This is a genomic window from Marinobacter sp. (assembly GCF_048269445.1).
In the GTDB taxonomy this organism is placed as follows: Bacteria; Pseudomonadota; Gammaproteobacteria; order Pseudomonadales; family Oleiphilaceae; genus Marinobacter.
The window spans coordinates 630,609-636,810 of sequence record NZ_JBLXIQ010000002.1 but is presented as its reverse complement, the minus strand read 5'-3'; the positions used below and the strand labels follow the sequence as shown (position 1 = coordinate 636,810).

6 protein-coding genes are annotated in these 6,202 nt (G+C 55.1%); all 6 read left to right on the top strand.

Features of this window, described 5'->3' with window-relative positions:
• Positions 1 to 167 precede the first annotated feature (167 nt).
• The 6 genes from ACN0XM_RS06295 (at position 168) to rplM (ending at position 6,157) form a co-directional block, all read left to right on the top strand.
• Positions 168 to 1,718: a 2-isopropylmalate synthase gene (locus tag ACN0XM_RS06295; protein WP_417566056.1), complete on the top strand. Its 1,551-nt coding sequence runs from the start codon at positions 168 to 170 to the stop codon at positions 1,716 to 1,718.
• Positions 1,719 to 1,754: 36 nt separating this feature from the next.
• The gene (locus ACN0XM_RS06290; RefSeq protein ID WP_417566055.1) at positions 1,755 to 2,567 is read left to right on the top strand and encodes a 2-isopropylmalate synthase; all 813 of its coding nucleotides are present in this window, start codon (positions 1,755 to 1,757) and stop codon (positions 2,565 to 2,567) included.
• On the top strand, positions 2,534 to 3,052 hold the full coding sequence (gene rimI / locus ACN0XM_RS06285; RefSeq protein WP_417566054.1) for a ribosomal protein S18-alanine N-acetyltransferase: 519 nt from the start codon (positions 2,534 to 2,536) through the stop codon (positions 3,050 to 3,052). Before ACN0XM_RS06290 ends, rimI begins: the two co-directional genes overlap by 34 nt.
• An 88-nt stretch (positions 3,053 to 3,140) precedes the next feature.
• Positions 3,141 to 4,721 (top strand): peptide chain release factor 3, encoded by a 1,581-nt coding sequence (gene prfC / locus ACN0XM_RS06280; protein ID WP_417566053.1) that lies wholly within the window; start codon positions 3,141 to 3,143, stop codon positions 4,719 to 4,721.
• Between the two features lie 22 nt (positions 4,722 to 4,743).
• Positions 4,744 to 5,529 carry a TatD family hydrolase gene (locus tag ACN0XM_RS06275; protein ID WP_417566052.1) on the top strand — a complete coding sequence of 262 codons (786 nt, stop codon included), beginning with the start codon at positions 4,744 to 4,746 and terminating at the stop codon, positions 5,527 to 5,529.
• Positions 5,530 to 5,728: 199 nt separating this feature from the next.
• A complete protein-coding gene (gene rplM, locus ACN0XM_RS06270) occupies positions 5,729 to 6,157 on the top strand; it encodes a 50S ribosomal protein L13 (RefSeq protein ID WP_417566051.1) in 429 nt (142 codons plus the stop codon).
• Positions 6,158 to 6,202: the final 45 nt, after the last annotated feature.

Genomic DNA, 6,202 nt, shown 5'->3' with positions numbered 1-6,202 from the left:
CCATGTGAGAGTAGGTCATCGTCAGGCGCCTAATGCCTAAACCCCAGTACCCAACGGTACTGGGGTTTTTTATTGCCCGCAATTTGGGGAATCTCAAAACCTCACTGGGCCCATCCCAGTGATATACTCTCTCCATAGAGAACCAACTCTTTGAATGGAGCCTGCCAATGTCCGCCACCGATCACTTGGTCATCTTTGATACAACGCTCCGTGATGGTGAGCAGAGCCCTGGGGCTACCATGAACAAAGCGGAGAAACTCCGTATTGCCAAGGCGCTTGAAAGGCTTCGTGTTGACGTCATCGAAGCGGGTTTTGCGATTGCCAGCCAGGGTGATTTTGACGCGGTGAAATCGATTGCTGAATCGATAAAAGACTCAACGGTCTGCAGCCTTGCCAGGGCTCTCGACAAGGACATTGATCGGGCCGCCGAGGCCATCAGGCCGGCCGAGCGTGGCCGAATCCATACCTTCATTGCCACCTCTCCAATCCACATGAAGCACAAGCTCCAGATGCAACCGGACGAGGTTGTCGAACAGGCTGTCCGAGCTGTGAAGAGAGCTCGTAGTCACGTCGATGATGTGGAGTTTTCCTGCGAAGACGCCGGCCGTTCAGAGCTGGATTTTCTTTGCCGCATCATTGAGGCGGCAATAGACGCCGGAGCCCGCACCATTAACATCCCGGATACCGTGGGCTACGCTATTCCTGAACAGTTTGGTGAAACCATTCGCCAGCTCCTGAACCGTGTTCCCAATGCTGATAAGGCGATTTTCTCGGTGCATTGCCATAATGATCTGGGTCTGGCCGTGGCTAATTCCCTTGCGGCAGTTTCTCAGGGTGCCCGCCAGGTGGAGTGCACCATAAATGGTTTGGGTGAGCGTGCCGGTAACGCTGCACTGGAAGAGATTGTAATGGCCGTTCGCACCCGTCAGGACCTGTTTAATATCGATACCCGGATCGAAGCGCAGCATATTGTCCAGGCTTCACGCCTGGTCTCCACCATCACGGGCTTCCCCGTCCAGCCCAACAAGGCCATTGTTGGCGCCAATGCCTTCGCCCATGAGTCCGGCATTCATCAGGATGGTGTTCTCAAGCATCGTGAGACTTATGAAATCATGCGTGCCCAAGATGTGGGCTGGCATACCAACAGTCTGGTTCTGGGTAAGCACTCCGGCCGAAATGCCTTTCGGACCCGGTTGCTTGAGCTGGGCATCCAGTTTGAGACCGAGACTGAACTTAATGAAGCGTTCACCCGGTTCAAAGCGCTTGCGGACCTCAAGCACGAAATTTTCGATGAAGATCTGCAAGCCATCGCCAGTGATACCCGCCAGAGAGAGGAAGATGGCCGTTACGGTCTGGTCTGTATGCAAGTTTGTTCAGAGACCGGAGTGGTTCCCAGGGCGAATCTGACCCTGACGGTAGACGGCAAAGAGCATAAGGTGGAAGCCGAAGGCAGCGGCCCGGTCGATGCCACTTTTCAGGCCATTGAGTCGCTGGTTGATTCCGGGTGCAATCTCCAGCTTTACTCCGTAAACAATATCACCAGTGGTACCGACGCTCAGGGCGAGGTAACGGTCCGTCTTGAGCGGGGCGGCCGGATCGTGAATGGCGTAGGTGCAGACACCGACATCATCATTGCGTCTGCCAAGGCCTACATTGAAGCCCTTAATCTGATCAGCAAAGGTGGTATTCGGCACCATCCACAGATCGCGGATGTCTGACGTTTTACAATTGATTGGAAATCACAGGCGAGTTCAATGATTAGGTCCGAAGCAGAGCGACAGTTCTACCTGGGAGCGGCAGGCATCCGCGTGTGGTATGCCCGGCAGCCATTGCCAGGTGCGGCGACAAGCCCGGAATTTGAATTCCCGGAGGAGGCATCTGCTGCGGAGGTGCTGCCAGAGATAGCTCAACCTGTCTCTGATCCGGGCGGGATTTCCGGAAAATCTGCCCGGCCAGTGCTGTCGGCCAGGCATCGCAATCAGGGCGCTGCACGAATTGCCGATCTCCAGGCATTAATGGAGAATGGTACCGAAGCTTCGGAGAAGCCTGCCTCTGAGATCCCGGAACAGAAATCTCTGGTGGAGCCAGGCCGGGATTCTCCGCAACCGGAACCAGTAAATAAGATCGCCGCAGGAGTTCCGTGGACCCCGGTCGGCAAGGTGAATCTGATGCTCTGGGTCGGAGATAATATAGTCCTGATAGCCGCTATGTCGGCAGAAGCCAGTACCCGGCTTCAGGAAATCCTGGCGCTGAACATTCTCAAGAGTTTAGGCGAGCAGCGTCCCCGGTTTTTGGGCCAGGTGCGCTGGCCTGTATTTAATAATCTCTTGGTTCCTGGAAATTCTACCGGGGACCTTGTTGAGGTGATCGGCAATGTCCTGTCCGGGGTGGATCGCCAGAAAGTGGTTTTACTTGGAGGCGAGGCCGAGACCGAAAAAGATTGGCTGACAAAGGCCCTCGGGCGCGATGTGGCGGTAAGTTTTCAGTACTCTCTCGCTGAACTGGCGAGCGAGCCCGCTATAAAGCGTTCGCTATGGCATCGGCTCAAGGCGTTGGCGGACCGCTGATGTCCGGTCCGGAAGCGTATCAGAACGTAATGGAGGCAGGTCTTCTGTTTCGACCATTAGTGCCACAGGACCTTCCGGAGGTGCTGGATATTGAATGTCAGGGCTACTCTCATCCCTGGAGCGAGTCGGTGTTTCTCGACTGTTTCAAGGACAGTTATCACCTCTGGGCGGCCTGCCTTGGCGATTCCCTTGTGGGATACGCTGTTGTCACCTATATGGTCGACGAGGCGCACCTAATGAATATCTGCATGCATCGTCGAGTTCGTGGCAAGGGAATTGGCAGGCAACTTCTCAGGCATGTTCTGGCTGCCGCGTCCCATGAAGGCGCGTCACAGCTTTTGCTGGAAGTGAGAGCCAGCAACGAAGCCGCCATAGCCCTTTATGAAGATGAGGGGTTCAGGGAAATAGGGCGACGCCCCGGGTATTACCCTTCAGGGAATGGTCGGGAGGATGCGCGGGTGATGGTTCTCGATATCAGCCGGTGACCGACATCGCTTGTGTTCGCGTAACAGCTACTTAAGCCCTATAATGGCTGCCTTTTCGCGAACATCAGATTCAGGTTGCTCTTCGACTATGTCTAACCTTTCTCAGGAAGTGGCTAAGCGCCGCACCTTTGCCATCATCTCGCACCCAGACGCCGGTAAAACTACCATTACCGAGAAGGTCCTGTTGTTCGGCAAGGCGATTCAGAAAGCCGGGACCGTCAAGGGAAAGAAGTCTGGCCAGCACGCCAAGTCGGACTGGATGGAGATGGAAAAGGAGCGCGGTATTTCCGTGACCACATCGGTCATGCAGTTTCCTTATGGTGGCAAGCTTGTGAACCTGCTGGACACTCCGGGTCACGAGGACTTTTCCGAAGACACGTATCGTACCCTGACTGCGGTCGATTCCTGCCTGATGGTGATCGACAGTGCCAAGGGTGTCGAGGAGCGGACCATCAAGCTGATGGAGGTCACGCGTTTGCGTGACACCCCCATTATCACTTTCATGAACAAGCTGGACCGGGATACCCGGGATCCGGTGGAGTTGATGGACGAAGTCGAGGACATTCTGAAAATTGCATGTGCGCCAATTACCTGGCCCATCGGAATGGGCAAGAGCTTCAAGGGTGTTTATCATCTGCTTCGGGATGAGGTGGTCCTTTATCAATCCGGTCAGGGCCACACCATTCAGGAAACACGGGTCATCGCAGGACTGGATAATCCGGAACTCGAGCAGGCAATTGGGGCATACGCTGAAGACTTGCGGGATGAGATTGAGCTGGTCAAGGGCGCTTCTCATCAATTCAATCAGGAAGCCTTTCTTGCAGGTGAGCTGACACCGGTTTTCTTTGGTACCGCGCTGGGTAACTTCGGCGTAGATCACATGCTGGATGGCCTGGTGGAATGGGCGCCGGCGCCCCAGCCCCGGGAAACAGATCAAAGGCTTGTGCAGCCCGACGACGCCGGCTTTTCGGGGTTTGTGTTCAAGATCCAGGCAAATATGGATCCCCAGCATCGTGACCGGGTGGCGTTTCTCCGCATTGTGTCCGGCAAATACACTCAGGGCATGAAGGCTCGGCATGTGCGGATTGGTAAGGAAGTGCGTTTCTCCGACGCATTAACGTTTATGGCCGGTGACCGGGAACACGCTGAAGAGGCCTTTGCGGGCGATATTATTGGTCTGCACAATCACGGTACGATTCAGTTGGGCGACACCTTCACTGCCGGTGAAGACATGAAATTTACCGGGATTCCGAATTTTGCTCCGGAACTGTTCCGTCGTATTCGTCTCAAGGACCCTCTCAAGGCCAAGCAGCTCCAAAAGGGGTTGATTCAGCTATCCGAAGAGGGCGCCGTTCAGGTCTTCAGGCCGCTCCGTAACAATGATCTTATTGTCGGCGCGGTCGGTGTGCTTCAGTTCGATGTGGTGGTCAGTCGTCTCAAGAGTGAGTACAAGGTCGAGGCTGTCTACGAGCCGATCAATGTTGCCACCGCCCGCTGGGTGACCTCCAGCGATGAGCGCAAACTCGATGAGTTTCAGCGCAAGAACAACGACAACCTGGCGCTTGATGGCGGCGACCGGCTGGCCTATATTGCCCCAACCATGGTTAACCTGAACTTGGCTCAGGAGCGGTACCCCGACATACAGTTCCACAAGACCCGGGAGCACTGAATACGCCGGGGCGGAGGTGACTTTGCAGCTGATCGACGCCCACTGCCATTTCGATTTTCCGCAGTTTGACGGCCGCCGGGAGATCGAGCTTCAACGGGCTCGTTCGCGCGGTGTTCGTCATTTGGTCATACCTGGTGTGCGCCGGCCGGATTGGGCAAGGGTTCGGCAAACAGCGCTGGCCCATAACGGTCTGTTTTACTGCCTCGGAATTCATCCCTGGTATGTCGATGAGCACTCAGAGGAAGACCTTGCTGCGCTTGAGCAGTTACTGAAGAGTAAACCTGAGCGTTGTGTGGCGATCGGGGAGTGCGGACTAGACCGGCTCAAGGGTAGCCTTGAAGCTCAACGGCCCTGGTTTGAAGCTCAGGTTACCCTCGCGACCGAACTGAATATGCCGCTGGTTATTCACTCGGTTAAAGCTCATGATGAGGTGCACCACCTGCTCAATGGCAAGCAATGGAGTGGTCAGGCCTTGATTCACGGTTTTTCCGGAAGCTATCAGCAGGCCGAAAAGTTGGTCGGTCTGGGTTGTTTCATCGGGGTTGGCGGCGTGATTACCCATCCGCGGGCACGTAAAACCCGCGATGCCATTGCGAGGTTGCCAGCTGAATCTCTGGTGCTCGAGACAGATGCGCCGGATATGGCTCCCGAAGGTGTCCGGCCAGGGCAGAATTCTCCGGTCTATTTGCCGCAGATTCTGGGTGCTCTGGCGCAAATCCGGGGGGTAGAGCCAGAGGTGCTGGCGCAAGTGTTAGGGCGCAATGTGTCGAGATTGTTCGGCTGGCCTGCGGTCGGTGTAGGGGAATAACGAAACAGTGCGACACAGGGTTGGATTATTCGGGAGGTTCGAGTATACTTCGCGCCCTGGCTTTTCAAGGCGATGTCACTATCTCAGCCCCGAATAGTGTCACTGCCGACTAACTAACAGGTATAGAAACCCCTCCGGATGCAAAGCATTTACCGGTGTGGTTTTTAACGTTTCTTATATAGCGTTCAAGGCGGAATCAATGAAGACTCTGAGTGCGAAACCAGAAACCGTAAAACGTGACTGGTACGTTGTAGACGCAGCCGGCAAGACGCTGGGTCGTCTGTCAACCGAAATCGCCCGTCGTCTGCGGGGCAAGCATAAGCCTGAGTACACCCCCCATGTAGACACTGGCGATTACATTGTTGTGATCAATGCAAGTCAGGTGCGGGTGACCGGCAACAAGGCATCTGACAAGATGTACTATAGTCACACCGGCTTTCCGGGTGGAATCAAATCCATCAACTTCGAGAAGCTGGTCGACAAGGCGCCCGAGCAAATTATTCAGAAGTCTGTCAAAGGCATGCTTCCGAAGGGCCCGCTCGGCCGCGCCATGTTCAAGAAGCTTAAAATCTATGCCAGCGCTGAGCATCCTCACGCAGCCCAGCAGCCCAAAGAACTCGACATTTAACGGAAGGCGGATATGTCTGTAGCACAAAATTACGGTACTGGTCGC

Bases quoted from the DNA above. Each gene is read 5' to 3' on its own strand.
- ACN0XM_RS06295 (WP_417566056.1), top strand. From the start codon at position 168: ATGTCCGCCACCGATCACTTGGTCATCTTTGATACAACGCTCCGTGAT.
- ACN0XM_RS06290 (WP_417566055.1), top strand. From the start codon at position 1,755: ATGATTAGGTCCGAAGCAGAGCGACAGTTCTACCTGGGAGCGGCAGGC.
- rimI (WP_417566054.1), top strand. From the start codon at position 2,534: ATGGCATCGGCTCAAGGCGTTGGCGGACCGCTGATGTCCGGTCCGGAA.
- prfC (WP_417566053.1), top strand. From the start codon at position 3,141: ATGTCTAACCTTTCTCAGGAAGTGGCTAAGCGCCGCACCTTTGCCATC.
- rplM (WP_417566051.1), top strand. From the start codon at position 5,729: ATGAAGACTCTGAGTGCGAAACCAGAAACCGTAAAACGTGACTGGTAC.